Here is a 25,812-nt window from a genome sequence, read left to right on the forward strand (position 1 = left end):
GCTTGCTGCAACCGTTCGAGCTGAGTATTGTCCAAACTTCATAACACGCCTCTGTCAGTACCGCCCTATGCACGTACCCATGCCAGGATTAATCACTCGAATTGCCTGTGCGCTTTGCCTGCTATGGAGCAGCGCGGCCTGTGCGGGAGCCGACCTGGACGCCCAGCGGGAGGCGTTCCGCGAGCGTTACGCTGAGGCCGAACTTGGCATCTGGCAGCTGAGCGCAAAGGACACAAAACTACTCGCGGACTACGTACTTTGGCCGGACCTGCGGGCCGCCTATTTGCGCGCCACATTGCGCAGCGCCGACGACGCGGCCATACGTGACTTCCTGCAGACCTACGGCATGCTGAAACCCGCCAGGGAGCTGCGTTATCAGTACGCACTGCATCTGGCGCGCAACAACCGACAGCCCGATTTTCTGGCGCTGTACCAGCAGTACTACGCCGACCTTGGCATTGCACGGCTGGACTGTATGGCGTTGGCCACCGAGCTCGCGACGACAAGCCCGGAAGCGATCCTGCCGCGTGCCCGCCCACTGTGGCTGGTCGGCAAGAACCAGGTCAGCGACTGCGACCCGGTATTCAAGTCGCTGCAAAAGGCTGGACTGCTCGATGAGACGCTGTACGCCAAACGATACTCGCTGGCAATCGAGAACCGGCAATTGCCGATCGCTCGGTACCTGTCTCGTTCCTTGTCGGCCGAGCACCAACTGGATGCGCAGCGCTGGACAGAAGTCTACGGCGCCCCTGCTCGCTTTCTCGACAACGCCAAGCCGTCCCTGGACAGTCCTGCCTATCGACAGAAGCTGCGCGCAGCCATAGAACAAGTGGCGTACAACGAGCCCCAAACCGCGTTTGACTTCTGGCAAAGCCTGTCGACGAAATTCAAATTCGACGCCAACGATCGCGCAGCACTGGCACGGCACACGGTCCTTTGGCTCGCACGCTACCATCAGGCAAACGCCTACGCTGAATTGACCCGGTTGGCGGACGCGGCGGTCGACGACGAAGTCCGCCACTGGCGAATTCGCACCGCACTGCGCGAACACCAGTGGCGCAATGCGTTGCAGCACCTGGGCGAACTGTCCGAAACGGACAAAGCCAGCGAGCAATGGCAATACTGGTTGGCCGTTACCCGTCAACAACTGGGTGATGCAACGGCCCGGTCCCTGTTTGTGGCGCTGTCGGGAGAACGCAGTTACTACGGCTTCCTCGCGGCTGATGCGATCGGCGCGGAATACAATTTTTCGCATGCCGATTTACCAGCGGACGAAGCAGTGCTGGAGAACCTGGCGCAGCAAACCGCGTTTGTTCGCGCCCGTGAGTTATTCATGACGGGCCTGGAAGGCCGCGGTCGTTCGGAGTGGGACGCCGCGGTAAGAACCCTTAACGCCGACGAACAAGTGCAGGCGGCCATCTTGGCGCATCGCTGGGGCTGGCATTCGCGGGCGATCGCCACCGCGGCAAATAACGGCCGGTATGACGATCTCGGTATCCGCTACCCGCTCCCGTACGCTGAAACGTTCACAGAATATGCGGGGGCGGCCAATATTCGACCGAGCTGGGCATACGGCGTCGCCCGCAGCGAGAGTTTGTTCATGCGCGACATACGCTCGCCTGCCGGCGCTATCGGCGTCATGCAGCTGATGCCGTCGACTGGCAAGACCACAGCCCGTGAGATCAATCACCCTTACGACGGCCAAATCACCCTCATAGACCCCGGCAGCAATATTCGGCTTGGCACCTGGTACCTTGGCCGTATGCAAGCGCGGTTCTATGACAACCCGGTGCTGGCCACCGCCGCCTACAACGCCGGCCCGTTGCGGGTCGATGCCTGGTTACCGCAGCACAGCGCATTGAACGCCAGCATCTGGATCGAAACCATTCCGTATTCGGAAACCCGCAACTATGTACGCAAAGTATTGACCGCGGATACGATATTCAACTGGCGTCTGAGCGGAAAAATCGAGCGGCTATCGGTGCGTATGCCGGATGTGCAACCGGTGAATCGCGGACTGGCGGCCAATTAGGCGAATAGTTGCTCTGTCAGGAAGCGGGCCTTGCGTCGTGTTGTCCGCTTAGCCTTGCCAATGCTTGCCGCCGCTGTTCATACGGCAAGTCCGCCAGTCTTTCGACCTGCCAGTAGAAACACTGCCAGTCACTCTTGCAGTTCGCAAATGCGGCTCGAAATGCCGGCACGAAATCACTGTACATGGCAAACGCTGCCAGCCGCGCGTTGTTCAACTCGCCGTGAGTCCCGTTGACCGCGTCACCGCGCCCGGCATTGGCGTCGGCAAGCAGCTGACTGAGGATTTGCTGTTTTCGTGCGCGCTTTTGTACATCGGTGAATGCGGACTGGTAGACGGATTGCAACTCGTCACGCGCGCTGCTGAACAACGCCATCACCTCTGCGTTCCGGCGCTCGTGCTCAAGCCACTTCTGCGCCAACTCGGTACTACCGCGCTCTGCGTGCCAACGCTGCACGCCGAGTTCGGCCACCGCTGTAGCGAACGATTCATTGAATGCCGTATCGTCCTTGATATACATCTGCTGATGGGCCAGCTCATGGAAAAGCAACGCAACCAGATCGGTATCGCCACGGGTCAGCATGGTATTGAGCAAGGGATCGTCGAATTTGCCAAGCGTTGAATAGGCCGGAACACCGCCAACGAAAACATCGTAACCGTCGGCTTTGAGCTTTGCCGCAAGCTTTTCCGCGTTCTCTCGCGCAAAGTAGCCGCGATAGCCAAGGCAGCCGACGACAACGTAACACCAGGTCTTCGGTTGCAGAGAAAACTCGGGCGCGGCGATGACGTTCCAGAGCACGTAGTCACGTTCGAGATCCGCATAGCCACGGTAACTGTCATTGTCCGGCAGCAGCATTGTGTCACTGGCGAAATCGCGCGCCTCCTGCAACAGCTGCAACCTGCTCGCCAACTCTGGTGCCGTGGCCGGGTCGCCGATCACCTCCTGCACAGGCCGTTCCTTCCGCCACATCTCGAGTTGCCCGCGGGTTGCCTGCACGTAGTAGCAGCCTTGCTGCATGACCAGCAACAACACAACCCCGACCGCAGCCAGATAGCGCGTCGCTCGCAGCCCCCAGGGGAATGACAGCTTTTCCCACATCACCTTCATTTCGTTGTCGCACCCTCTGTAACGGATAAGGCAGGAAGCACTTTACTCCTGTAGTGTATTCTCTCGCCTTGCTTCAGCACGGACTGACCTACTCAGATCTTTGCCGTTTTGCTATCGCGCGCTGCGCCTTAAACAGCCGCACGGTTGTAATTGGACAGGACTATTGAACAAAACCATGGAAGTTTACCTTGTTGGCGGCGCCGTTCGGGATGAACAACTGGGTTTGCCGGTCCGCGAACGCGACTGGTGCGTGGTCGGCGCAACGCCTGAACAAATGGTGGAACTGGGGTACCGGCCTGTCGGCAAGGACTTTCCCGTCTTTCTGCACCCACAAACCAGTGAAGAATACGCGCTCGCCCGCACCGAACGGAAAACGGCGCGCGGCTATCACGGCTTCCGATTCAACACATCGACCGAGGTCACGCTGCTTGACGATCTGCAACGTCGTGACCTGACCATCAACGCCATCGCGAAAGATGACGACGGCAATCTGATTGACCCGTGCAACGGACTGGCCGACCTGAAAGCGAGGCGTCTGAGGCATGTGTCCGATGCTTTTCGCGAAGACCCTGTTCGCATCCTACGCGCCGCAAAATTCGCCGCACGCTTTGCACAATTTGATTTCGTCGTCGCCGCCGAAACGATGGCGCTCATGCGAGCAATGGTCGATGACGGCGAAGCTGCCGCACTGGAGCCCAACCGGGTCTGGAAAGAAACCGAAAGTGCATTGCTAGGCCCCGCGCCTGACGTCTACTTTCGGGTCCTGCGCGAGTGCGGCGCACTCGCCGTTGTATTCCCCGAACTTGATACCCTGTTCGGCATCCCGCAACCGGCAAAGTGGCACCCGGAAATCGACTGCGGTGTGCACACATTGATGGTCGTGGCGCAGGCAGCATTGCTGAGCGACGAATTATCAGTTCGGTTCGCAGCGCTGGTACACGATCTGGGAAAAGCGACGACGCCGGCGGAGATGTTGCCGCAACATATCGGTCACGAGAAACGTAGCCTCAAAATTATTCGCAAGCTCTGCAAACGCGTACCCGTGCCCTCCAATGCACGTGATCTCGCGCTGGTGGTCGCGCAGTATCACGCGCATTGTCATCGCGCATTTGAACTGAAGCCGGCGACCTTGCTCAAGGTGATTGAAGCCTGCGATGCGTTTCGCCGACCGGAACGGTTCGCCCAGTTCCTGCTCGCCTGCGAAGCTGACGCACGGGGCCGAACCGGCTTTGAAGACACGCCATACCCGCAGGCTGACTGGTTCCGAGGCGCGTGTGCAGCAGCCGCAACCGTATCGGCAAAGGACTTCGTAGCCGCGGGTCTTACGGGTGCTGAAATCGGCAAAAGCATGAGTGCGGCCAGACTGCAGGCAGTGGCGGACTACAAAGCGTCCAACCTGCACGCAACGCAAGACTAGCCGGCACAACTGACCGCGCACCGTCACGACCCGCACAAATTCACCGGGAACAGCGCTGGCCTGGCACACTGGCAAGTTGCCAAAAAGGCACGACAATCAAAGCAAGACGTAGACGATCACGCCTGCCAGCAACAGCCGGTAAACGGCGAACGGCAACAAACCGATCTTGCTGACGAAGCGCATGAAGAACTCAATACTGAGATAGGCAACGACGGCCGACACCAACGCCCCCAGCGCCAGCTCACGCCAGGCGATGGCCGTGCCGTCGAGAATTAATGACAGAATCTTGTAGCCGCCGGCGAGCAGTATGACCGGTGCCGACAGGAGAAACGAAAAGCGCGCGGCGTCTTGCCGACTGAAGCCAAGTAACCGCCCTGCTGTAATCGTAATGCCCGAACGTGATGTACCGGGTACCAGCGCCATTGCCTGGGCCAGACCAATGATCAGCGCATCTTTCAAAGTGACATCGTTGATCGTCCGCTCGCGGCGACCCAGGTAGTCTGCCAACGCCATCAACACGCCGAAGAGCGACAGCGTAACCACCACTACAGCAGGCTCTCGAAGGTTCGCCTCGATCCAGTCCGCGAAAGCCAGTCCGGCGATCGCTGCCGGAACGGTGCCAAGCGCGATGGCCAGTGCCATCCGCGAATCGTAGCTCTGGCGATCACCACGCAAGACGCCGAAACCGCCGCGAATAAGCCCGGCGATGTCTGTGCGAAAGTAAATGCACACAGCCGCCAGAGAACCCATGTGCACCGCAACGTCGAACATGAGGCCCTGATCTTCCCACTGTGCGAATGCCGGTACGAGCACCAAATGGCCGGAACTCGAGATCGGCAGGAATTCAGTAAGCCCCTGGAAAATGGCGAGGACGATGATATGCAGAGTAGTCAAACGAATGTCCTTATTCTTGTGTCGCGCAATGTACTGCGCGGCTGGTTATAAGACGTGGCGACGATCAGATACGGTAATAGCGGCCGGGACACTTGCACTGCCCTTGGAAAGGGCGAGGCACTTGAAGTGTTCGCCCATTTCGCCGGGCAGCGTAAGCAATTTCACCGCACGCGACAATTCGTATTGCTGCCTTTGATCCAGCTTGTCGAAGTCGGCCATTTCTTCCGCCAAACCGCCGTGCAGCAGAAACTGGCTCTGCGTCACGTAGCTCCCAACCGTCATGCCTGCACCATCTGCTGCCTCGGCAACAGCCGTGAAATCGACCCACGCCGTCAGGTCCTGAATTCCGGGGTACAGCAATGGGTCATCGTGCGCGTGGTGCCGGAAATAACAACGCAACCAGCCGCTGTTGCGATCTGGCGCATAGTATTCGTGGCGCGCAATCCCGTAGTCGAAGAGCAAAACGACCGCATCCTGGACGCTATCAGCAAGGTCGCCAATCCAGCCCTGCAAGCCCGGCGAGAACTCCGATTGGTAGCCGGCGGGCAACTCGCTGCCCAGGTCCTTTTCGATTGCGCGGACACCCGCCGTAAGCCACTCCGGCGCCGTCGCTACCCGCCAGACGAAACCCGACTCATCCAGCGCAACTCTGAGCTGAGCAACCTCGCCGTCCACTTTGATAAAGCGTTCGACCGGCAGTGCATCGGCCACCTCGTTGGCGACAACCACCCCGCGAAAACCCGCGGGCAGTTGCTGTATCCACTCAACCCGGCCCAGCATTGAGGGCAACTGCTCACGAATCAGCTGTTGCTGCCTGTCACGCAAGTCGGCTGAAACATCGAGTATCTGGTAGCGCTCGGGCAAGCAATCCAATTCCTCGAGCTTTTGCAAAATCTGTACTGCGAGTGCGCCGCTACCGGCGCCGAGTTCCAGTATCCGGCCACCGGCAATACCGCTGAGCACTGCCGCACATTGCGTGGCGAGGACCCGGCCGAACAATGGCGACACTTCCGGAGCCGTGACGAAATCACCGTCGGCGCCGAATTTCCGCGTACCGGCGACGTAATAACCCAACCCCGGAGCGTACAGAGCGTGCTGCATGAACTCGCCAAAGCTGATGCTGCCACCTGCGGTTTCAATAGCGCGCACCAGACTCGCAGACACACGCTTGCTGTGCTGCAAACTGTCGGGATGCGGCTCGGGCAAGTTGTTAGCTGGGGTGCGTTGCGGTTGCATAGCGGCGAATGGTATCCAACAATGGCCGCGTTTGTACTCTCTCAAGCGGAATTATTGGCAGTGGCAACTCCGAACAACGAAATCCTGCTCGGCAAGTGCGCGCTGATTACCGGCGCCTCCCGCCGCATTGGTGCTGGCATCGCCCTACATCTGCACTCACTGGGCGTTACCGTCGGCATTCATTGCCGCGGTTCGCTGGCCGAAGCAAAGACACTATGCGACAGCCTGAATGAAGAACGCGCCAACAGCGCACAGGTTTTTCAGGCCGATCTCAACAACACTGCCGGGCTCGACGAGCTGCTTGCCTCATTTGTCGGCTGGGCGGGCGGCCTGGACATCCTTGTCAACAACGCGTCGAGCTTCTACCCGACACCGCTGGGCACAATCACCGAGTCAGACTGGGACGATCTCGTTGGCAGCAACCTCAAGGCACCGCTGTTTTTGAGCCAAAGCGCCGCCGGCGAACTGCGTCGTCGCCGCGGCTGTATCGTGAACCTGATCGATATCCACGCGCAACGACCGCTGCGTGATCACAGCGTTTACGGCTCGGCCAAAGCAGGACTCGCTATGTTGACCCGCTCGTTGGCCAAAGACCTCGCACCCGAGGTTCGGGTCAACGGCATCGCACCTGGTGCGATCATGTGGCCGGAAGACGGCATGAGTGCCGACGCGAAAGCATCGATATTGCGGCAGATTCCGCTGGGCACACCGGGTACAGCCGAGGATATCGCAGAGTGTGTCGAGTATCTGGCAACTGCCAGTTACGTGACGGGACAAATCATTGCCGTTGACGGTGGCCGCAGTATCGGCTGGTAGATAGTCAGTCCGGAAATGGCACTAGCTGAGCGCAAACCCCAGTTCGACCCTGTCCAGTCGGTGTTCCGCGCACTGTTTCGCGGCCAGGTGCTCTGCCATCGTCATGCCGGTCAGCGGGTGGCGCAGGTTGGGTGCCAGCTCGGCCAACGGCTTTAAGACGAACAGGTAGTCCAGCACATCCTCGCGAGGCAAAGGCGGCTTGTCCTGGATGCGGTCACCGTACAGCAGCAAATCGATATCCAGCGTGCGCGATACCAGCCGGTCACCGCCGCGCACCCGGCTCGCCAGATCGTGAATTTGCTCGAACGACTCCAGCAATTGTTCCGGCGTCTGCTCGCAATCGAATGCCGCGACCATGTTCAGGAAATCGTCGCCGTCAAAACCGACAGCCGGGTTTCGATAGACTGGCGATACGTCGAGCTGGTGGTAGCGAGCTGCCAGCTCACGGATAGCGAGTTGCAGGTTTTGCTCGGGACGAAGATTGCTGCCGATGCCGACATAAACTCTGGTCACAGCAATACTCAATCGTCGGTCTGGCTGCGGCGTATCTGCACACCGACATCGCGGGCGCCGCGGATAGCTCCCGGTTTGTTCACTCTCACCTGCACCCACGGCACGGCAAATTCGTCGAGAATCAAGCCCGCGATTTTCTCGGCCATGGTTTCCACCAGCTGAAAGCTCGAGTCCGACACGAAAGCCTTGACCCGCTTGGCCACCAGTTTGTAATTCAGAGTGTCGTCGATGCAATCACTGGCGGCCGCAGCGCGAATGTCCGCACCCATTTCAAGATCGATGCTGACCGTCTGCCGAATCTTGCGCTCCCAATCCCAGATACCGACGACGGTATCGACCCGCAAGTCGCTCAAGAAAATAGTATCCATAACTAATTTTGATCCTTCAGATCGCGCCGGGCGGCGATAAAGAGTCGAGACGCCAGCGTGCCATTGCGGCAATACTGCCGGGTGCCGCCGCGTCGTGTAAACGGCACGCGCCGGCCACCGCAATCATCGCACCATTGTCGGTGCAGAACTCCAGTCTCGGGTAGAACACCTGGCCACTGAAGCGCTCGGCAAGCTGTTCGCGCAAGCGGCTGTTCGCTCCCACACCGCCGGCAATGACGACCCGCTGAAATCCCTGCTCTTTGGCGGCCCGAATTGTCTTGCCGACGAGGGTATCGACAACAGCTTCCTGAAACGACGCGGCGATATCAGCGCGCTGCTGCTCCAGCGTGCCGTCGTCCTCCGCTTTGCGCACCGCCAGCATGACCGCCGTTTTCAGACCGCTGAAACTGAAGTCATGGCCGGGCCGGTTCAACATGGGCCGCGGCAACGCAATTGCGTCAGGATTGCCGGCTACAGCCAGACGCGCGAGCGCCGGCCCACCGGGATACGGCAAGCCCAGCAGTTTTGCCGTTTTGTCGAAGGCTTCACCGGCCGCGTCATCCAGCGTGGTACCGAGTACCGTGTATTCACCGATCCCCGCGACACCAACCAGCATGGTATGACCACCGGACACCAGCAGCGCAAGAAAGGGAAAAGCCGGGGCCTCGTCCTCGAGCATGGGCGCCAACAGGTGGCCTTCCATGTGATGGATACTGATCACCGGCACTTGCCAGGCCAGGGCCAGACCATTGGCCAGCCCGCTGCCGACCATCAAGGCACCGACGAGGCCCGGTCCGGCTGTATAGGCAACGGCGTCGGGACGTTCAATGCCCGCGTTGGACAGCACCTCCCGTACCAGCGGCAGCAAGCGGCGAATATGGTCGCGCGAGGCGATTTCCGGGACCACACCGCCATAGACCGCGTGCAGGTCAACCTGGCTGTGCAATGACTGCGCCAGCAAGCCGCGCTCCGTATCAAAGACGGCGGCACCGGTCTCGTCGCAACTGGTTTCTATTCCGAGGACTTGCATAGGCGCCGCATCATACCCCAGCGCCCGGCCTGCACCAGCCTCTGCACCCGCCAAAAAGTGCTCGAAGGCTTTGCAATGTGCCGATTCTGCCGATATTATGGCTGGTCTGCCCCGGCCCCGTGCCGGGTTTCTTTGTCTCCAAATACAGAATCGATAATCGTATGCCCAGTGTCCGCATCAAGGAAAACGAATATTTCGACGCCGCCCTGCGCCGCTTCAAGCGCGCCTGCGAGAAAGCCGGCGTTCTGACCGAACTGCGTCGCCGCGAGTTTTATGAAAAGCCGACCCAGGAGCGCAAGCGCAAGAAAGCTGCCGCTGTTAAACGCCACCTGAAGCGCATTTCTCGCGAAGCAGCCCGTCGCAAGCGCCTGTACTGAGCAATTCTCCTTACAGCAGAGCTCCGCATGACCGGGAGCCTGCTACCGACGCCGCCGTAGCGCTCTCATGACGCTCAAAGAACGCATTCAGAACGACATGAAACTTGCCATGAAGGCGGGTGACAAGCACCGTCTGAAAGTGGTGCGGATGACTCTGGCGGCGATCAAGCAGATTGAAATAGATCAGCGTACCGAGCTGGACGACCCGGCCGTCAGTGGCGTGCTGACCAAGATGGTCAAACAGCGCCGGGATTCGGTGTCACAGTTCACCGCGGGCGACCGCCAGGATCTGGCCGATATCGAACTCGCGGAAATCGCGGTACTCGAAGACTATATGCCGGAAGCCCTCAGCGAGGCGGAACTCGACACCCTGATTGACAAAGCCATTGCTGACACCGGCGCAGAGGGCATGCGTGACATGGGCAAGGTCATGACCATCGTGAAGGCAGAAGCTGAAGGCCGTGCCGATATGGGCAAAGTCAGCGGCCGTGTGAAAGCCCGCCTGACCGGCTGAGCCCAGCACCCCGTTTTTCGGGGGTGGCATGTGCGGCACGATTGGCTATTCTTCCAGGCACGCGCAATCCACAACCGCCGAGCCGCAAGTGCCGCCGTTCAGAGCGCGAATTTTGCTAACAGAAACCTGCGTCAGCAGGACCCTTCCGCCTGAGAGTATTCGTTTAACAGACTTATGAGCGGCCTCATTCCTCAGCATTTTATCGATGACCTGATTGCTCGGGCCGATATCGTTGAAGTACTGGGCCGGCGCATCCCGCTCAAGAAAGCGGGCCGCGAATTCAAGGCTGTCTGCCCGTTCCACGACGAGAAAACACCGTCGTTCACCGTCAGCCCGCACAAAGGTTTTTACCATTGCTTTGGTTGTGGAGCACACGGCACCGCGCTGGGCTTTCTGATGGAATTCGAGCATCTGAGTTTTGTCGACGCGGTTGAAGCACTGGCCTCGTCAATGGGCGTTGAAGTACCGCGCGAAGATGGCCAGCGGCCGGCACGACGCTACGACGAACTCTACGAACTGCTCGCACGGGTTGAACGCCACTACCAGAGCGAATTGCGTGACCACCAACCCGCTGTCGACTACCTGAAACGCCGTGATATCGACGGCGCCACGGCCAAACGCTACGGCATAGGCTATGCGGCCGCTGGCTGGAGCCAGCTGCTGGACAAGTTCGGCGACTCTCCGGAAGCGATCGAACGCTTGCTGGCAACCGGCCTCATCATTCGCAAAGACAACGGCCAGCACTATGACCGGTTTCGCGAGCGCATCATGTACCCGATCCGGGATTCCCGCGGTCGTTGCATCGGCTTTGGCGGCCGGGTCATGGGCGACGAAGAACCCAAGTACCTCAACTCGCCGGAAACAGCCCTGTTCCACAAGGGACGTGAACTGTACGGTCTGTACGAGGCACGCCAGGCCATACGCCATATCGAACGGCTGGTCGTCGTCGAGGGTTACATGGACGTCATTGGCCTTGCCCGCCATGGCATCGACTTTGCGGTAGCCACATTGGGTACAGCGACCACAGAGGACCACCTGAACCGTCTGTTCAGACTGTCTGACGACGTCTTTTTCAGTTTTGATGGCGACCGCGCAGGCCGCGCTGCCGCCTGGCGAGCGCTGGAAACCGCCCTGCCCCACATGCGGGAAGGCCGGCAAATTCGCTTCGTGTTTCTGCCGGAGGGTGAAGACCCGGATTCGTTCGTGCAGCAACACGGCACAGCCGCGTTTGAGAAACTGCTCGACGCCGGCACGCAGCTGTCCGACTTCCTGATCAATGAACTGGCATCGCAAGTTGAGCTCACTTCCGTCGACGGCAGAGCACGGCTCGCGGAACTCGCAAAACCACTGCTCAGCCGTTTGCCTGACGGCTTTTATCGCGAACTGTTGACAGCAACACTGGCCGAAACTGTTGGCTTGTCGCCAGCGAAGCTGGAGGCATTGCTGACCCGCCCGGCTAAAGGCGCTGCCTCAGAGCATGTCAGGCCTGCGGCGCGCGAACGACGCGGCAAGTCGAGCGGCACTGGCAAGCCTTCGGTGATCCGTCGCGCCATTACGCTGTTGCTGCACTACCCGCAAGCGGGCCTGGAACTGGACTCGACGGTCCTGGGTGGCATTGACCGCCCCGGCGCCGAACTGTTGAAAGAACTCATTGAAAGCGCGCAGTCCGACCCCGATATCACGACGGCAGGATTGCTGGAGCGCTGGCGTCACCACAAAGAAGGCCGCCATCTGGGCAAACTGGCTGCCACCGAACTGCCGCTGGGCGAAGATTTTGACGCGGGGGCCGAGCTGGCAGACTGCCTGCACCAGCTACGCCAGGCCAGCGCAAAAGCAAGAATCGAAAATCTGATTGAAAAAGAAAGACTTGGCGCGCTTTCGGGCGATCAGAAACAAGAACTCCGGTCCTACCGCCGCGATACGACCAGCGGCGGATAAATCTGGCCTAGAGCCGGTCTAAAGACTATACTTGGTCGTTTGCATTTTTCTAGAGGTCATCCCGTTTTGAGCGAGAAACGCGCAGTGGTTCCGGGCAATAAACAGGCTCAACAGTTGAAGGATCTCATTGCCCGCGGCAAGGAGCAGGGTTACCTGACCTATGCCGAGGTGAATGATCACCTCCCCAATGACATCGTCGATCCTGAACAGATTGAAGATATCGTCAACATGATCAATGACATGGGTATCGCGGTGCATGAAAAAGCGCCTGATGCCGAAGAGCTGCTGCTGTCTGATGCAGCCGTGTCGAATGACGAAGACGTTGCCGAAGAAGCGGAGGCCGCGCTTGCCAGCGTGGACGCAGAATTCGGTCGAACGACCGACCCTGTACGCATGTACATGCGTGAGATGGGCACTGTCGAGCTGTTGACGCGACAAGGCGAAATCGAAATCGCCAAGCGCATCGAGGACGGCCTCAATCAGGTCAAATTCCACATGGCGCATTTCCCGCCGACCATCGAACGCCTGATCCAGGTGTACGAGGCGGTCGCCGCTGGCGACACGCGCATGCAGGACTTTGTCGTGGGCTTCATCGATCCCAACGCACCCGATGAGATCAAATCCCCGGTAACCAAGTCTGATAACGACGATGACGACGATGAAGAGGAAGAAGTTGTCGACACCGGACCCGATCCGGAAGAAGTTGCTGCGCGCCTCAAGAACATCGACAAATTGTTCAAGCGGGTCCTTACCGCGCTCGAGAAAACAGGCAGTAAAGACAAGAAAACCGCGAAGATTCGGACTGAGCTGGCTGACCAGATCATGGAACTCAAGCTCGCGCCGAAACTGACCGACGCGCTTGTCAAACACCTGCGCAGCTCGGTTTCGGTCGTGCGCATGCAGGAGCGGCAGGTCATGCAGATCTGTGTCCGCGACTGCGGCATGCCCAAGAAGGACTTCCTGGCCAGCTTCCCGAAAAGCGAGACTGACCTGAACTGGATCGAAAAGCATATCCGTGCCAAGCGCAAGCACTCGTCCAGCCTGGCGAAGATGAAGGATGACGTGCTGCGTGCGCAGCGCAAGCTGGTCGCGGTTGAAACCCTGACCAACCTGAAGATTTCCGAGATCAAGGAGATCAACCGGCAGATGTCGATTGGTGAGGCGAAAGCCCGTCGCGCCAAGAAAGAAATGGTTGAAGCCAACCTGCGACTGGTGATTTCCATCGCGAAGAAGTACACGAATCGTGGACTGCAGTTCCTGGATTTGATCCAGGAGGGCAATATCGGCCTCATGAAAGCGGTCGATAAATTCGAGTACCGCCGTGGTTACAAGTTCTCGACCTACGCAACCTGGTGGATTCGTCAGGCCATCACCCGCTCGATTGCTGACCAGGCACGCACCATTCGCATCCCGGTCCACATGATCGAGACGATCAACAAGCTGAACCGCATCTCGCGGCAGATGCTGCAGGAAATGGGTCGCGAGCCGCTGCCGGACGAACTTGCCGAACGCATGGAAATGCCGGAAGACAAGGTTCGCAAAGTTCTCAAGATCGCCAAGGAACCCATTTCGATGGAGACCCCTATCGGCGACGACGAAGATTCGCACCTGGGTGACTTCATTGAAGACCAGACCGTGCATTCGCCAGTTGACTCGGCAACCTCGGAAGGCCTGAAAGAAACCACGCACTCGGTGCTGGCAGGGCTGACACCACGCGAAGCGAAAGTCCTGCGCATGCGCTTCGGTATCGACATGAACACGGATCACACGCTGGAAGAAGTCGGCAAGCAGTTCGACGTGACCCGCGAGCGTATCCGTCAGATCGAAGCGAAGGCGTTGCGCAAGCTGCGGCACCCGACGCGCTCCGATCAATTGCGAAGCTTCCTGCTGGAAGACTAGGTAAAATCGCATCAGCAGCGGTCAGTAAAATGACCGCTGCTTTCTATTGCATTTCTGCATTAGAATACCCGCCTTCGCGTGGGCCTGTAGCTCAGTTGGTTAGAGCAGGGGACTCATAATCCCTTGGTCGTAGGTTCGAGTCCTACCGGGCCCACCATTTATTCTCAGCGCGCACACCTGGCCGGAACCCATTTGCTGTCAGAGCCCGCGGGCTGATTGCGCGTTTGCACCCTTGGCTGCTCAGCTATCAGTAACCGCGCCCAACGTTCGAATAACCTCCAAGGTCTCATCGGGCGGCAGGGGACGACCGAGGTGGTAACCCTGCAGCTCATCGCAGTCCAGATCCCGCAAGAGCACGACCTGCTCCTCAGTCTCAACGCCTTCGGCGATAACCTGCAGCTTCATCGCTTTAGCCAGCGAAATGATTGACTTCACTATTGCGAGCCCTTCGGAATCTGGTCGAAGATCAGAAACGAAGCTTCGGTCTATCTTGAGTGCATCGATCGGCAGCTTCGCAATGTAGGAAAGTGACGAATAGCCGGTACCAAAATCATCCACGTAAACCTTCGTGCCGACACTGTGCAGGGTCCGCAACTTGGGGATGATGCTGTCAACGTCATCCATGATGACACTCTCGGTGATCTCTACGTCGATTGCGCTGCCCGCTTCGTTGGCGACGACCTGCGCTTCAATCAAGGTGCCCACCAGATCGGGTTGATTCAGTTGAATCGGGGAGACGTTGACCGCCACGCGAGGCGCACATACGCCCTGCTCTTGCCAGCGCAAACAATCGCTCGCAACCTGCCGCAGCGCCCAGTTGCCGGCTTGCACGATCAAGCCCGTGTGCTCCATCACCGGTATGAATACATCGGGCGGCACCATCTTGCCCGTTTCGCTATCCGTCCAGCGCATCAGGGCTTCCAGGCCCTGCAATGCGCCACTGTGCGCACAGACCTTCGGCTGGTACCAAAGCGAAAATTCGTTGTTCTCGAGGGCGCTCCTGACGCGGTTCTCCAGACGCAAAGACTCCGCAACCCGTTCGTTCATTTCCTTGCTGTAAAGGAGCAAGCGGATATTGCGGTGCCTCGCGTTTCGCAGTGCAACCTCGGCATTGCCGAGCAAGGCTTCCGGTGAACTGCCGTCTTCCGGAAACACGGCGACACCGGTTGTCGCAGTCACTCGTACGTCATCATCACCCAGTCTGAAAGCCTCATCAAAGACCGAATGATTCAATTCTTCGAGCTGATGCCCTGTATCCGCCGCATCAAAATTACCGGTCACAGCAATCGCGAATGTATTCGATCCGATTCGGGCAACCGTATCGTGATCATCTACAGCGGCATGAATGCGCTCCGCGACGGTGGCAATAACCGCATCGCCTTCATACCTGCCGTAGGTCTCGTTGATTGAACGAAAGCGGTCGATATCGATCACGCTCAAGATAGTGCGCTTGCCTTGCTCGGACGCCTCTTGCAATTGCCTGGACAGTTTGTGGAAGAACAGTGTTCGGTTCGGCAGTCCGGTCAGGGCATCGTACGAGGCCAGAAAATCAACGCGTTCTTCTTTGGCGATGAACTCCAGTCCGAACGACACGTCTTGCGCCAGTTCGCGCAGCAGATTCAACTCTTCGTCGTCGAAAAAGTCGCGTTCAGTTGCGTACAGAACTATGACACCGAACGTCTCCCCCTCCACGACCAGCGGCAATGAAATAACTGAGCGTGCGCCGTAGCCAACAGCACACTTGCGCAGCGGACTGATGGAGGCAGTTCGCTCAATATCGTTATCGAAGACAGGTTGTTGCTGCGAAATCGCGAATTCGCTGGGCCCTTCGCGCAACAACTGAACCTCCTGCCCCATCAAATCGCCACTCTCAGGACCAATGCCATACTGGGCGATCATTCTCAGCACACTGGAAGCGGGTTCGATTACGCCTACCCAACCAACGCAGAACTGGCCGTCGTCTACAGCAATCCGGCAAGTCTCCTGCAACAACTCGGTGCGGTTGCGCAAGCGAACAATGGCGGAATTGATGTTACCCATGACGGCCTGAATTCGGTTCAAGCGGGCAATCTTCTGTTCCTGCAAATGGCGGATAGTGATGTCCTGGAAAAGAATCTGTTGCGCTCCTGATTCCAGAATGTTGACGCTGACTTCCGCCGGGAAAGTCGTTCCATCATTTCGTCGCAACCGGCGTTCGAAACGAATATCGTCACCCGGTTGGAGTTCGTCAATATTTTCAATCGTTGCACTGTCGTCGTACGGCGCAAGTATTACTGCGCGGTCAAGACCCAACAGCTCTTCCTCGTGGTAGCCAAGCAGGTCGCAGCAACGGCTGTTGACCAGTTCTACTTTGCCTTCTCGGTTACTGATCACGATGCCAGTCGCCGCCTGCTCGATAAGCTGGCGAAACTTCAACTCGCTTGCGCGTATGGTGCTTTCGGCTTGCTTGCGTTCGGTAAGGTCTCGTGTGATGCCGAGAATCTCGCGCACGTCGCCATCCTGATCCATAAGCGGCACACAGGTAATGCGCAGCGAGCGGGCACCGAATTTTGGTATATCCACATCAACTTCAACCGCACATATTTGCTTGGTAAGAAACGCCTTGCGCAAACTCGGCATATAGGCTTCGTACACCTCCGGCGGAAACACTTCTTCGTCTCGCTTGCCAACGAAGAAATCCGGTGAATGACCGGTAACCCCCCGGGTTGCATTATTGATGTACTGAATCCGCAGATCCGTGTCGTATATAACAACAACGTCAGGAATGTTTGCGAGGGCACGGCGAAACCGTTGCTCGCTCGCATGCAATGCCTGTTGTGAATGTTTGCGTTGGGTAATGTCCCTGCAGACGAAAAACAAAAACTGCTGTGCATCGAACCGGGCTGTGGTGCAACTCACTTCCGCGTCGATGATGCTGCCGTCACGCTTCCGCAACTGGGCTTCGAAGGTGTCGCCATCTTTGGCGAGAGTGACCCAGTCTGCAACCACCAGCTCACGTGTTTGACTGTCGACAATCCAGTCCCAGGGATGCAACTGCGTGACCGCGGCAGCCGGGTATCCGATCATTTCAGCAAAACTGCTGTTCGCTTCCACAACGTTCTGGTGCGAGTCGAGCACGAGGATACCGTCTTTGGCCTTTTCGAAAAGTATCCGGCGGCGTATGGCTTCGTGCTCCATTACCTCATCGGCCCGCCTGCGCAGGATATCCTCGCGATTGATGGATGCGGCGGTCAGCCAGATCATCGAAATAAACGCGAGTACGCTGGCCGTGGCAAACAGGGCGAGCCCGAATTCCAGTTCGTAAAGTCCCGCGCGTTCGCCCTGCAGACGGGCCCAGCCGATCAGTACCGGTGCGAGTATGCCGAAGGGCAGCAGAGTACGGGCCAGCCGGCTACCGCGACCATCGGCCGCCAGTACGCCCAACGGCCCCTGATCGGGATGGACACCGAGGATCCCGATGGATGCCACGGCAAGCAACAGCGAGGTATGAATCGACAGGCCGGCAAAAAACGGCACGGCATACAGTGATTCGGCATCGTAGACATGACCGATCAGACCAATCAGACCCAGTGCGCCGACAATGACCCCCAACAGCAACGAAGGCCGCAGACCCGCACGGGTGCGCCAGCTGATCAGCAAAGCCGCGATCGAAGTCAGCAGCAGCCCGGTGGACGTTGCGGCGGACATTTGTGCGACGTAGGGACTATCGGTACTTTTTTCGTAGGTGAAGAACCACTGGTTGGTGTCCATGCCGAGCTCGAAAAAATAATCGAGCAAACTCAATACGGTCAGCAAGCCGGCGCCGGCCGCAGCGGCGCGACCGATCCTGCGCGGCATTGGCGCGTCCTTGATGCCCCCTGGGAGAACAAAGGTGATACCGAGCAGCAGGAAGCAGAACGCGGTATTGAAGCTCATGGTGGCCCACTGGGGCAGCCATTGCGTAATCGGCCGAATCCCGCTTAGCCAACCAAACACGACCACCGCGCCAACGATCATCATGATCTGGCCCGCGTTGCGCGAGATACGCGCACGAATTTCACGCGGCCGCGGCTGATACGGCAGGCTAATCGAACTTGCCGACAATCGGGCGATCTCGGCGGCGACGGCCTTCGGGCTCACGGACGGGTTCCAGTGCAGAACAGCGGCCACAGTAAGGCATACCGCCCGGTTGGTAATGACGCCCGGCGCGTCACCAATCCATACCGGTAGTCGTGCAAGCTGGCGTTAACAGTATCCATTATTCCCATATACAGTTTTCGGTCGGTGAGTCTACCAAATCTGGAGATATGTAAAGTGGAATCCCGTCACATTGGTCCATCGCGACTGACGGCACAACGGATCCACCCGCCCATACAGGCTGTTGATAGCCGCCCGGCGCTGTGCACAACCAAGCCAGTGCCTGGAAACTACGGCGTGCTCATAACGGCAGGTAGCGGCACAAGGCTCCCGATCTACAGATTGTATCGGCGCTGCCACCGAATTCTTGATGCAATGCTGATGAACCGGGCTTGCAGCCCGGCCAGGGTTTCAGACCTCTGGCTGAACCGACATCTTCGGCACCAGCACGGTTGGCATGCCCAGCGACACCGGCAGGCGTTGCCCGCGCTTGCCACAAGTCCAACCACCGGCCGCCAGCCGACTGTCGTCAGCGACCATCGAAATGTCCTGCAGCAGATCGGGGCCGTTGCCAGCAATTTGCAGGTCCCTGAGCGGCATGGTGATTTTGCCGTCCTCCACCAGCCATGCGTTCTTGACGTTGAACCGGAAATCGCCGCCACCAGGCTGAACCTGGCCGCCAGTAAAAGTTTCCGCGATGATGCCGCGCTCGACGGATGCAATAATCTCTTCACGCGTGTGCGGACCGTTCTCCATGAACGTGCAGCTCATACGCGGCATAGGCTGGTGCATGAATGATTCGCGACGCGCCGATGCCGTGGAGGCTACGGAGAATTGGCGCGCTGTGATGGAGTCGTGCAGAAGAGAGCTCAGCCGCCCGTTCTCCACGAGTGGCGTGCGTCCGCAAACAGTCCCTTCGTCGTCGACGCTCAATGCACCGCGCGCGAACGGGATCGTCGCTTCATCGACAATATTGACGATGTCCGCGGCCACTTTTTCCCCGCGCTGGCCGGCATAGCGGCTCTCGCCGCTTTGCACGTAGTCCGCTTCAAAGCTGTGGCCAATCGCTTCGTGCAACACAATCCCGCTGCTGCCTGCAGCAAGGATGACTGGCAATTCGCCAGTTGGTGCCTGACGTGCGTCAAACTGGACAAGTGTACGTTCACTTGCCTGTCCGCCCAGATCCGCGAGGCGTTCATCGTTGTACCAGTCAAGGCCCGCACGAGCTGACAAGCTGGCGAAGCCGGAAACAACCTGCCCGCCCCGCTCCGCAACCGCCTGCGCACTAAGTCGCGACAATGGCCGCCGGTCCGCTAACAAACGCCCATCGAGCGTTGCTATCAACACCCGCTCCTCAGAATCGCTCCAGCGCAGTTGCACGTCGTTGATGGCCGGATCGGAGGCGCGGACAGCGTTGTCTATTTTCTGCAGACGTTGCCGCAGTCTTGCTGCGTTGGCCAGCTCCGTATCCAGATGCTGGTCATACATTGCTGCCGGCTCGACCCATTGATAGCGTTCGATCGGCATCGCTGCTGCGGGGCTCTCGCTGCCAAGCATAGATACCGCCGCCTTCGCAGCCGCAAGCATGCCGGGGAGCGTCAGTTCTTCGGTATAGGCGAAGCCACTTTCCGCACCGATGACCACCCGCAAACCGACTCCGGCCATGACCGTGATTTGCTGAGTAGCCGCACGGCCATCCGCCAGCTGCTGCACGCTGCTGCGTTTGTGCTGAAAATAGAGCTCCGCGGAGTCGGCTCCTTTGCGGGTCAGTTCGCGCATGACCTGACTGATCAGCGCTTCATCAATCGAAAAACTGTCCAGGAACGGATTGACCGGTTCCTCGGCGACATCGAAAGCCAACGGCGATACGCCGCAGGACGCCAGAAAAGGCGTTAGCCCGAGCATCGTTCCGCCTGCGGCGAAGCGACTAACAAACCGGCGTCGTGCTCTATTCATCGGATCTCCGTAAATTATTCATGTTTTGACTGTGTGATGGCACAGGCAGCCGCCTGATTGTGACAGCGCCCGTAGCTAATTTCCGCTGCGGCTTGCCGCCAACAGACCGCCCGCACCAAGCAGGAAGGTGCCCGCTATTCGGTCTTGCCAGCGGCCCAGACGAACCAGCAGGGGTCTGGCAACAGATGCCAGCAGCACCCAGCCGCTATCGCCAACAGCGACGATCAGCAAGTACAACAAAGCCAGTCCCGGCAATTGCCAGCCTGGCTCAGCGCTGGTCGGGAGAAATTGCGGCAGAAACGCCGCATTGAACAACAGCGTTTTCGGGTTGGAAATCGCCAGTAGCGCGCCACGCAGCATCGCCACCCGTATCGGCAGTGGCCGTAGCGGCTGTTCTGGTCCCATTTCCGCACGCCTGAGTGCACGGATGCCCATGCCAATCAGGACCGCAACCCCTATCCATTTGACCCAGAACAACGCATCAGCCACCACCGCGATCAACGCCGTATAGCCCGCTACGACGATCCCCAGTTGTGCCGCCAGCCCCAAGGTAGTTCCAAGCACGGTCGCAAGGCCGAAACGACGGCCGTATCGCAAGCTGACTGCCACAATGAACGCGACATTCGGGCCAGGCACAAGGACCAGGAGCAAACTCGCCAATGCCAACGCAAGAATATTATCCATACCCAATAGCCCCCAACTTCTGACAAACCTGACAGAACACGTCAGCGACGACGCTGGACGCGCCAGTACTGCAGTAACAGGAAGCCGAACAACATGCCGCCCAGATGAGCAAAATTGGCAACACCGGGTGAACGTCCACTAAGCCCGAGGTAGAGTTCCATCAACCCGTAAAACAACACGAAGTACTTCGCCCGCATCGGGATAGGAGGAAACAGCAGCATGACCATGCGGTTGGGGAAGAACATCGCATAGGCCAGTAGCAGGCCGAATATACCGCCAGATGCACCGACGGTTGGATAAACGCCGCCCTGCAAGGACGCGACCAACAACTGAATGGCGGCCGCACCAACAACACAGGTCAGGTAGTAACTAAGGAAGCGGGCCGGCCCGAGCAGTCGCTCGATATCGCGACCGAACATCCACAAGCCGAACATATTGAAGAAAATGTGGGTTGGGCTGCCGTGCAAGAAGCCGTAACTCAACAACTGCCAGGGTTCGAACTCAGGCATTACTGATGCGACGGGCCACAGTGCGAAATAGTAGAGGAGCAGCGACTCCTGATACTGTTGCGCCGCGAACGCCAATCCGTTCAATACCAGCAATACAAAAATGACGGTGGGAATGCTGCTGTCGTCGTAAACGGGACGGCGTTGATAAACGTGCTGTGTCAAACCTGGGTATTCCTTCTGTTGCTCGTACGTACGGCCGACTATGTTCGACACGCTTTAATAAGACTCGTTCGCGAGGTGGCTACCAGCCGCCGCCACCACCACCGCCACCACCGCCGCCGGAGAAGCCGCCACCACCGCTACCGGATGACGAACCAGGCGGCGACATGGATGAACTGATGGCGCTGGTGAAATTTTTGCCGAGACCGGCAACCGGCTGGCCCGGATTCAGGCTGTTCCAGGTGCCGCTGTACCAGAGAGGGCGATACGACGTGCCATCAGTCTGCTGCAGCCGCGCAAAAACCCCACTGAATTTCTCTGCCCAGGCCTGCTCAACGCCCAGCGCCAACGCGAAGGGCAGCAACGACTCGAACAGCTCTGGCGTCTTGCGCGGAGGATTGCGGAGCTGCAACTCGTCTTTCTCGGCGATTTCCAGGTACTCACGAAACCCTTCCGTTTCATCAAGCACTTTGCGGCCGATACCGGTCGGCCGTTTCAGCAGATAGACGAACAGCGCAGCGCTGGCCAACATCAGCGCGAGCACCCCAAACACGGCCAGTTTCGGACCGTTGCTTCCGCTGAATACCAGAACGATAGTGGCAATAATGAGAACGGCGGCCGGGAGATTCATCAGCCCGTTGGTCCGAAACAGGCGGTTGCGGTAATCGTTGCGCAGGGATTTTTTGTGCGCGCTTTGCGCGGCACTGAATACCTGGTGGTTGGCATTCGTTAATACCACGCTCGTTGCGCTGGCGAATAAAGCCTCAAGCAATTCTGCCTCGCCTTTGGCAAGTGGCAACCGCGCCTTTCGCGATACCACTTTTTTGAGCGTGTACTCGTCGTCGGCATTGACGATGGTCAGATAACCTTTTACAGCGAGGTTCAGAACCGCCGCAGTGAATACCTTGCTGTCGTAGCCCATGCGACGGATATAGCGCAATGACGCTGGCGAAAAGCCCGCTGGCGGTTCATAGCGGGTGAACGTGACGCCGGGCTGTGGATCTCGGCCGAAGGAATACCAGACCGGAACGTAGTAAAGGAGCAGCGCCAGGAAACCGGCTAACGCGAACAGCACGTCCCGGTTGTCGCGAACCAGCCAGACCAGCTTCTGTTGGCGATCAGGCGCCGCTACCAGGCCTTTTGGCCAATTGACAGCGATGGTCAGGCCCGCGCCCGCCGGCAAAGGGCGGCTGGTCGAGAAATCCGCCCGACTGTCCGCTTTGCTGGATGTATAGGCTTGGTCAGTTGCCCCTTGCTGTCCCGTCCAGGCATCAGTTCCGATATCAGCGGCATCGACCTCGAACGCGAAACGCACCGTAGCGGCGGCACGATCGACCGGAAAAGCCCATCCAAGACCGGTTACGTTCCAGTAGAGCTCATCGTAGTCAGCGAAAAAACCCAACATCCGCTCGGCCGTGTAGCGAAATGTATAGGTATAGTTGCCGGGCTCGAGAAACACATCGGCACGCCCGAAATAGGTACGCACACCGTTGCCGTAAGACTCGCTGCGCATGCCGTCTGCACGACCATCACGCAACACACTCAGTGGTTCATAGTTCACGACAACGTTGTTGCCATACTGGTCTGTGTAGCGAGTCGGGAAATCGCGATAAATACCGCGCTGAATCTGATTGGCTGCCGCACGCACCGTGATCGTCTCAACCACCTCAAGCGTGGCGTCCTGACGCACGAGGATATCGACGCTGAAGTCCAGGATTCGTTCATCAGCGAGTGCCACCATCGGCAGGCACAAGCACAGCCACAACCAGTGTTTCATTCAATACTGCCCAGGTTAACCAAAGGCACGTTGGCTACATCGTCCGACGATTTTTGAAAGTATTCTCGCTGGCCAAAACCAAAAACCGCCGCTATGACATTGTGCGGCACCGATTCAACACGCGTGTTCAAGGCACGCACAGCACCGTTATAGTAACGACGAGCGAACTGCAGATAGTTTTCCGTCTCTACCAGTTGCGCCTGCAATTTTGCGAAACTCTGACTGGCTTTGAGGTCCGGGTAGTCCTCTGCCAGCAGCAGAATGCTATCGATTTGCCGAGCGAGCTGCTCTTCGATGGCGCCGCGCTCATTGATACCGGCTTCACTCCTGGCGCTGTCGCGTAAAGCGGTTACAGATTCCAGCGTGGCACGCTCGTACGCAGCGTAATGTTTGACCGCCTCGACCAGTTGCGGCACCAGATCATGGCGTCGCTGCAACTGGACATCAATGTCACTCCAGCCCGCATCAACCCGGTTCCGATCCCGCACCAAGCGGTTGTACAGAACCGCAACGGCGACAGCGAGTGCTATGAGAACCAGGACAATCACTTCCATCAGGTCAGGCCGCTAGCCGGATACGTCGAGGACAACGCTGTCACCAAGCCGGATATGGCCGCCGGCCAGCACTGTGCAGGCAACCCCTCCGCGCCAGTCGGGGGACAATGCCGCCTGCAGGCCCGCGCATTGCTCCTCCATTCGTGAGCAGGGATCGACTTCCATGGTTATCCGCAGGCGAACTTCGCCTATGCGGATGATATCGCCAGTGCATTTTGGCAACGGCAGGCCTTCTATGAGGAGGTTCGAACGCCGCGTGGTCCATGCCAGTTCACGCCCGAGATCGGCGCAAACACGACGCCAGGCATCGGCCGAAAGCAGGGTAACCTGGCGCTTTCCGGGGCGGCCTCTGAAGTCGTCCGCGACCCCGCCCGCCGTGGTAATCGTTGCCGAGTCGAGCAACTGCATGGGTGCTCGTTTGGCATCACGCCGTGCAATACCTGCAACGCTACCCATTTGGCCTCCTGACCGACTCCCAGTAGCGAAGCATTGTACGGAATTTTGGAGCACACAGGGGACTGATCCCCGGGCTCAGTGGCTCAGTACCAGAAGGAGAAATAGACCTGAATGATGTCGGCATCCAGCTGGTACAGCGGCTCGCTACCCACCACAGCATCGCCGCGCAGGTCCGCGAAATCGTGGTAATCGACCGACAGAATATCCAGCGACACGTTTACCGAACCCTTGTCGATGAAACGCCAGCCACGGCTCAGGAACTCGTAACTGGCCGCCAGAGTCAGCGTATTGCTGGTCAGCGGACTGAGCTCCTTGTCCCGCGCGCGGAAGTTGGTCGCTTCTGAACGCGGAAACAGGTCGTTGTAGAAAGCAGCTCCGGTCTGGTCGTGCCAGCGGTATTTCGCTTCGAACGTCCACGGCCCGATCGGGTGCGTGTAGGAAATCGCCGCAGTATGCGAGTTGATATCCCAGGTGTCCGTAAAGTACCGGTACTCGCCCTGAATCGCCGCCCGGTACGGCAGGTAATAACGAGCCCGTAAACCGACCGCATTGCTGGTCCGGGTTGCCGGGTACAGTTCCGGCTCGAAACTGTAGCCGGTTGCGCTGGCTGAGTCCGCATAACGAACCGAGCGGTAAGGATTGTTCAAGAAGCCTTCGTCAGTGATGGTTTCGATGTTCAGCGCGGTAATCAGATTGCGGGTCAGAATCTGCGTGAGGCCTATACCGTAATGCTGACGGGTATTGTCACGTGCGAACTCAAGATCGTCGGAACGACCCACCACGTCGTTACCCAGTGCGTAGCTCAAGGTTAACGTTGTGAGATCACCGAACATGTCCTGGCTGACACTCAACCCCCAGGTCTTGGCGTCGAAATCGCTTTCCACACTGCTGGTGAAGCCGAGGGTCATCGTGGTGTTGCCGCGCAGATAGTCCATACCGAGAGACCACTGCTCGCGCTCTTCGGTATACGGACTCGCAGTTGTTACCACATCAATAGATGCGGAGCTGACCATGTCGACGTAGTAATTGCCGACGACGGAGACGTTCTTGCCCACTTGCTTGCGCATGAGCAATGAAGGCCCGTCAATCTGCACACCACCGCCGTCATACAGATGATAGAGGATATCACTGCGATCCTCCGGCAAGACACCGGCCTGCGCTGTCGAAACGACAACAGTCAGCAGGATCGCGAAGAGTCGGAAATGCCGCATTGGATGGCTCAGTTGCAGCCGCAGCCGCCGCCGGCCGCGCCTTCGCCGCCGCGTGCGCCTTCGCGCGCTTCGTAGACATGCTGAATGTAGGCGCTTGAAACCGGGTTGGCATCAAGGAACATGATCGGATCGGCCAGCCGGTCGCGCTCGTAGGGTTTCACCCACGGCTCGATGCTGCTGCAGCCACTCGCGGCAACCATCAGCAACAATCCCAGTACCACACGGCCAGTTTGTAAGGTGTACATACTCAT

Annotated in this window: 22 protein-coding genes and 1 tRNA gene; 8 read left to right on the plus strand and 15 right to left on the minus strand. The window is 58.5% G+C overall.

All coding sequences use genetic code 11. The annotated features are described in order from the left end of the window. The first annotated feature begins 79 nt into the window (after positions 1-79). Positions 80-2,032 (plus strand): transglycosylase SLT domain-containing protein, encoded by a 1,953-nt coding sequence (locus BA177_RS14490; protein WP_197493081.1) that lies wholly within the window; start codon positions 80-82, stop codon positions 2,030-2,032. Between the two features lie 16 nt (positions 2,033-2,048). Here the strand turns inward: BA177_RS14490 and BA177_RS14495 are convergent, their stop codons facing one another. Further along, entirely contained in the window at positions 2,049-3,137 is a 1,089-nt protein-coding gene (locus BA177_RS14495; RefSeq protein WP_082990135.1) for an aminopeptidase, read from the minus strand. Between the two features lie 175 nt (positions 3,138-3,312). Here BA177_RS14495 and BA177_RS14500 point away from each other — a divergent pair, with 175 nt between their 5' ends. Continuing rightward, positions 3,313-4,554 (plus strand): multifunctional CCA addition/repair protein, encoded by a 1,242-nt coding sequence (locus BA177_RS14500; protein WP_068617371.1) that lies wholly within the window; start codon positions 3,313-3,315, stop codon positions 4,552-4,554. A 96-nt stretch (positions 4,555-4,650) separates the two neighbouring features. Here the strand turns inward: BA177_RS14500 and BA177_RS14505 are convergent, their stop codons facing one another. Both BA177_RS14505 and BA177_RS14510 read right to left on the minus strand, forming a co-directional pair. Continuing rightward, the gene (locus tag BA177_RS14505; RefSeq protein ID WP_068617373.1) at positions 4,651-5,448 is read right to left on the minus strand and encodes an undecaprenyl-diphosphate phosphatase; all 798 of its coding nucleotides are present in this window, start codon (positions 5,446-5,448) and stop codon (positions 4,651-4,653) included. A 45-nt stretch (positions 5,449-5,493) separates the two neighbouring features. Next, a complete protein-coding gene (locus tag BA177_RS14510) occupies positions 5,494-6,684 on the minus strand; it encodes a class I SAM-dependent methyltransferase (RefSeq protein ID WP_068617375.1) in 1,191 nt (396 codons plus the stop codon). An 84-nt stretch (positions 6,685-6,768) separates the two neighbouring features. Here BA177_RS14510 and BA177_RS14515 point away from each other — a divergent pair, with 84 nt between their 5' ends. Then, positions 6,769-7,500 (plus strand): pteridine reductase, encoded by a 732-nt coding sequence (locus BA177_RS14515; protein WP_068619437.1) that lies wholly within the window; start codon positions 6,769-6,771, stop codon positions 7,498-7,500. A gap of 21 nt (positions 7,501-7,521) precedes the next feature. On the opposite strand, the gene folK is transcribed toward BA177_RS14515, so the two are convergent. The 3 genes from folK to tsaD are packed head-to-tail and all read right to left on the minus strand — an operon-like array spanning position 7,522 to position 9,411. Further along, positions 7,522-8,013, minus strand: coding sequence for a 2-amino-4-hydroxy-6-hydroxymethyldihydropteridine diphosphokinase (folK, locus tag BA177_RS14520; RefSeq protein WP_068617376.1), 492 nt, complete (start codon positions 8,011-8,013; stop codon positions 7,522-7,524). A gap of 8 nt (positions 8,014-8,021) precedes the next feature. Further along, on the minus strand, positions 8,022-8,381 hold the full coding sequence (gene folB, locus BA177_RS14525; protein WP_068617378.1) for a dihydroneopterin aldolase: 360 nt from the start codon (positions 8,379-8,381) through the stop codon (positions 8,022-8,024). Positions 8,382-8,397: 16 nt separating this feature from the next. Continuing rightward, complete coding sequence (gene tsaD / locus BA177_RS14530; protein WP_068619439.1) at positions 8,398-9,411, minus strand: tRNA (adenosine(37)-N6)-threonylcarbamoyltransferase complex transferase subunit TsaD; 1,014 nt, start codon at positions 9,409-9,411, stop codon at positions 8,398-8,400. Between the two features lie 161 nt (positions 9,412-9,572). On the opposite strand from tsaD, the gene rpsU reads away from it, so the two are divergent. From rpsU to BA177_RS14555, 5 genes are all read left to right on the plus strand, one after another. Further along, on the plus strand, positions 9,573-9,788 hold the full coding sequence (gene rpsU, locus BA177_RS14535; RefSeq protein WP_068619441.1) for a 30S ribosomal protein S21: 216 nt from the start codon (positions 9,573-9,575) through the stop codon (positions 9,786-9,788). A gap of 67 nt (positions 9,789-9,855) precedes the next feature. Further along, positions 9,856-10,302 carry a GatB/YqeY domain-containing protein gene (locus tag BA177_RS14540; protein ID WP_068617380.1) on the plus strand — a complete coding sequence of 149 codons (447 nt, stop codon included), beginning with the start codon at positions 9,856-9,858 and terminating at the stop codon, positions 10,300-10,302. A 174-nt stretch (positions 10,303-10,476) separates the two neighbouring features. Then, the gene (gene dnaG, locus BA177_RS14545) at positions 10,477-12,240 is read left to right on the plus strand and encodes a DNA primase (RefSeq protein WP_068617381.1); all 1,764 of its coding nucleotides are present in this window, start codon (positions 10,477-10,479) and stop codon (positions 12,238-12,240) included. A gap of 66 nt (positions 12,241-12,306) precedes the next feature. Then, positions 12,307-14,139: an RNA polymerase sigma factor RpoD gene (gene rpoD / locus BA177_RS14550; protein WP_231892456.1), complete on the plus strand. Its 1,833-nt coding sequence runs from the start codon at positions 12,307-12,309 to the stop codon at positions 14,137-14,139. Positions 14,140-14,219: 80 nt separating this feature from the next. Beyond that, positions 14,220-14,296 (plus strand) — tRNA-Ile (locus tag BA177_RS14555). Between the two features lie 83 nt (positions 14,297-14,379). Here the strand turns inward: BA177_RS14555 and BA177_RS14560 are convergent. From BA177_RS14560 to BA177_RS14600, 9 genes are all read right to left on the minus strand, one after another. Further along, positions 14,380-18,258 carry an EAL domain-containing protein gene (locus BA177_RS14560; protein ID WP_068617382.1) on the minus strand — a complete coding sequence of 1,293 codons (3,879 nt, stop codon included), beginning with the start codon at positions 18,256-18,258 and terminating at the stop codon, positions 14,380-14,382. 408 nt (positions 18,259-18,666) lie between these two features. Beyond that, a complete protein-coding gene (locus tag BA177_RS14565; protein ID WP_068617383.1) occupies positions 18,667-20,211 on the minus strand; it encodes a TldD/PmbA family protein in 1,545 nt (514 codons plus the stop codon). A gap of 75 nt (positions 20,212-20,286) precedes the next feature. Then, positions 20,287-20,895, minus strand: a complete 609-nt coding sequence (locus BA177_RS14570) for a LysE family translocator (RefSeq protein WP_082990137.1) — start codon at positions 20,893-20,895, stop codon at positions 20,287-20,289. Between the two features lie 41 nt (positions 20,896-20,936). After that, complete coding sequence (locus BA177_RS14575) at positions 20,937-21,566, minus strand: rhomboid family intramembrane serine protease (protein WP_068619445.1); 630 nt, start codon at positions 21,564-21,566, stop codon at positions 20,937-20,939. Positions 21,567-21,645: 79 nt separating this feature from the next. Then, the gene (locus BA177_RS14580) at positions 21,646-23,340 is read right to left on the minus strand and encodes a DUF2207 domain-containing protein (RefSeq protein WP_068617387.1); all 1,695 of its coding nucleotides are present in this window, start codon (positions 23,338-23,340) and stop codon (positions 21,646-21,648) included. Beyond that, positions 23,337-23,894 carry a LemA family protein gene (locus BA177_RS14585; protein WP_068617389.1) on the minus strand — a complete coding sequence of 186 codons (558 nt, stop codon included), beginning with the start codon at positions 23,892-23,894 and terminating at the stop codon, positions 23,337-23,339. Before BA177_RS14585 ends, BA177_RS14580 begins: the two co-directional genes overlap by 4 nt. 12 nt (positions 23,895-23,906) lie before the next feature. Continuing rightward, positions 23,907-24,350 carry an MOSC domain-containing protein gene (locus BA177_RS14590; RefSeq protein ID WP_068617391.1) on the minus strand — a complete coding sequence of 148 codons (444 nt, stop codon included), beginning with the start codon at positions 24,348-24,350 and terminating at the stop codon, positions 23,907-23,909. 83 nt (positions 24,351-24,433) lie between these two features. After that, on the minus strand, positions 24,434-25,561 hold the full coding sequence (locus BA177_RS14595) for a DUF3570 domain-containing protein (RefSeq protein WP_068617393.1): 1,128 nt from the start codon (positions 25,559-25,561) through the stop codon (positions 24,434-24,436). Positions 25,562-25,569: 8 nt separating this feature from the next. Next, positions 25,570-25,806, minus strand: a complete 237-nt coding sequence (locus BA177_RS14600) for a DUF4266 domain-containing protein (protein WP_068617395.1) — start codon at positions 25,804-25,806, stop codon at positions 25,570-25,572. Positions 25,807-25,812: the final 6 nt, after the last annotated feature.

Source organism: Woeseia oceani (assembly GCF_001677435.1).
GTDB lineage: Bacteria > Pseudomonadota > Gammaproteobacteria > Steroidobacterales > Woeseiaceae > Woeseia > Woeseia oceani.